General features: G+C 51.5%; 2 rRNA genes. Both read left to right on the forward strand.

Features of this window, described 5'->3' with window-relative positions:
- The first annotated feature begins 55 nt into the window (after positions 1-55).
- A 23S ribosomal RNA gene (locus tag LGT44_RS08845) occupies positions 56-2,944 on the forward strand.
- Between the two features lie 151 nt (positions 2,945-3,095).
- A 5S ribosomal RNA gene (gene rrf, locus LGT44_RS08850) occupies positions 3,096-3,211 on the forward strand.
- The last annotated feature ends 8 nt before the right edge of the window (positions 3,212-3,219 follow it).

Here is a 3,219-nt window from a genome sequence, read left to right on the forward strand (position 1 = left end):
CCATAAAGTTTTGTTCTTCATAGCTTGTAAGAACTGAAACGGTTTGGGGTTATATGGTCAAGTGACTAAGCGTGCACGGTGGATGCCTTGGCATCTGGAGGCGATGAAAGACGTAGTAGCCTGCGATAAGCTTCGGGGAGGTGGCAAACAACCTTTGATCCGGAGATCTCTGAATGGGGAAACCCACCCGTCATAAGGCGGGTATCACACACTGAATACATAGGTGTGTGAGGCGAACGCGGAGAACTGAAACATCTAAGTACCCGCAGGAAAAGAAATCAACCGAGATTCCCTAAGTAGTGGCGAGCGAACGGGGACCAGCCCTTAAGCTGTTTTGTGGTTAGTAGAACGCTCTGGAAAGTGCGGCCGTAGTGGGTGATAGCCCCGTATACGAAAACCTATAAGCAGTGAAAACGAGTAGGACGGGACACGTGATATCCTGTCTGAATATGGGGGGACCATCCTCCAAGGCTAAATACTCCCAGATGACCGATAGTGAACCAGTACCGTGAGGGAAAGGCGAAAAGAACCCCTGTGAGGGGAGTGAAATAGATCCTGAAACCGTGTACGTACAAGCAGTGGGAGCCGACTTAGTTCGGTGACTGCGTACCTTTTGTATAATGGGTCAGCGACTTAATGTTAGTGGCAAGGTTAAGCGAATAGCGGAGCCGTAGGGAAACCGAGTGTTAACTGCGCGTATAGTCGCTAGCATTAGACCCGAAACCGGGCGATCTATCCATGAGCAGGTTGAAGGTTGAGTAACATCAACTGGAGGACCGAACCCACTACCGTTGAAAAGTTAGGGGATGACTTGTGGATAGGAGTGAAAGGCTAATCAAGCCCGGAGATAGCTGGTTCTCCTCGAAAGCTATTTAGGTAGCGCCTCGTGTCTAACCATGGGGGGTAGAGCACTGTTAAGGCTAGGGGGTCATCTCGACTTACCAACCCTTTGCAAACTCCGAATACCCATGAGTTCAATCACGGGAGACACACGGCGGGTGCTAACGTCCGTCGTGAAAAGGGAAACAACCCAGACCGTCAGCTAAGGTCCCAAAGTTACAGTTAAGTGGGAAACGATGTGGGAAGGCTAAAACAGCTAGGAGGTTGGCTTAGAAGCAGCCACCCTTTAAAGAAAGCGTAATAGCTCACTAGTCGAGTCGGCCTGCGCGGAAGATATAACGGGGCTCAAACTGTACACCGAAGCTACGGATGCAATTTATTGCATGGTAGAGGAGCGTTCTGTAAGCCGTTGAAGGTCAAGGTGTGAACCAGGCTGGAGGTATCAGAAGTGCGAATGCTGACATAAGTAACGACAAGGGGAGTGAAAAACTCCCCCGCCGGAAACCCAAGGGTTCCTGTCCAACGTTAATCGGGGCAGGGTTAGTCGGCCCCTAAGGCGAGGCTGAGAAGCGTAGTCGATGGGAAGCGGTTTAATATTACCGCACCTCTTTATAGTGCGATGGGGGGACGGAGAAGGCTAGGCCAGCACGGCGTTGGTTGTCCGTGTTTAAGGTGGTAGGCAGAGGACTTAGGCAAATCCGGGTCCTTAATGCCGAGAACTGATGACGGTGACTCTACGGAGTCCGAAGTGGTCGATGCCATGCTTCCAGGAAAAGCCTCTAAGCTTCAGCTATAAAGAGACCGTACCCCAAACCGACACAGGTGGGTAGGTAGAGAATACCAAGGCGCTTGAGAGAACTCGGGTGAAGGAACTAGGCAAAATGGCACCGTAACTTCGGGAGAAGGTGCGCCGGTTTTGGTGAAGGACTTGCTCCGTAAGCTGAGACCGGTCGAAGATACCAGGTCGCTGCAACTGTTTATTAAAAACACAGCACTCTGCAAACACGAAAGTGGACGTATAGGGTGTGACGCCTGCCCGGTGCCGGAAGGTTAATTGATGGGGTTATCTTCGGAGAAGCTCTTGATCGAAGCCCCGGTAAACGGCGGCCGTAACTATAACGGTCCTAAGGTAGCGAAATTCCTTGTCGGGTAAGTTCCGACCTGCACGAATGGCGTAATGATGGCGACACTGTCTCCACCCGAGACTCAGTGAAATTGAATTCGCAGTTAAGATGCTGCGTTCCCGCGGCTAGACGGAAAGACCCCGTGAACCTTTACTATAGCTTCACAGTGAACTTTGAATTGGCTTGTGTAGGATAGCTGGGAGGCTTTGAAGCAGAGACGCCAGTCTTTGTGGAGCCAATCTTGAAATACCAGCCTGGTCAATTTGGGGTTCTAACTCTGGTCCGTTATCCGGATCGAGGACACTGTGTGGTGGGTAGTTTGACTGGGGCGGTCTCCTCCCAAAGAGTAACGGAGGAGCACGAAGGTCGGCTAATCCTGGTCGGACATCAGGAGGTTAGTGTAATGGCACAAGCCGGCTTAACTGCGAGACAGACACGTCGAGCAGGTACGAAAGTAGGTCATAGTGATCCGGTGGTTCTGTATGGAAGGGCCATCGCTCAACGGATAAAAGGTACTCCGGGGATAACAGGCTGATACCGCCCAAGAGTTCACATCGACGGCGGTGTTTGGCACCTCGATGTCGGCTCATCACATCCTGGGGCTGAAGCCGGTCCCAAGGGTATGGCTGTTCGCCATTTAAAGTGGTACGCGAGCTGGGTTTAGAACGTCGTGAGACAGTTCGGTCCCTATCTGCCGTGGGCGTTTGAGATTTGAGAAGAGCTGCTCCTAGTACGAGAGGACCGGAGTGGACGAACCTCTGGTGTTCCGGTTGTCACGCCCGTGGCATTGCCGGGTAGCTACGTTCGGACAGGATAACCGCTGAAAGCATCTAAGCGGGAAACCTCCTTCAAGATGAGATCTCACTGGAACTTCGAGTTCCCTGTAGGGCCCTGGAAGACTACCAGGTTGATAGGTCAGGTGTGTAAGTGCTGTGAGGCATTGAGCTAACTGATACTAATTGCCCGTGAGGCTTGACCATATAACACCCAAACCCGGTAAGGGTTGATTGAATACGACAAGCAACTGCTTGTTCGCTTGAGAATCTCTTCACTTAACAGTGACTCATGTATCCGCCCTAATTTGAAGTCATGTCGCAGAACGCGTAAGACGACCAGCTTCATAAAGGTTTGCTTGACGACAATAGAGCTGTGGAACCACCTGAATCCATTCCGAACTCAGAAGTGAAACGCAGCATCGCCGATGGTAGTGTGGGGCTTCCCCATGTGAGAGTAGGTCATCGTCAAGCTCTTATTC

It is taken from the genome of Thalassolituus alkanivorans, assembly GCF_020447205.1.
Classification (GTDB): Bacteria; Pseudomonadota; Gammaproteobacteria; order Pseudomonadales; family Oceanobacteraceae; genus Venatoribacter; species Venatoribacter alkanivorans.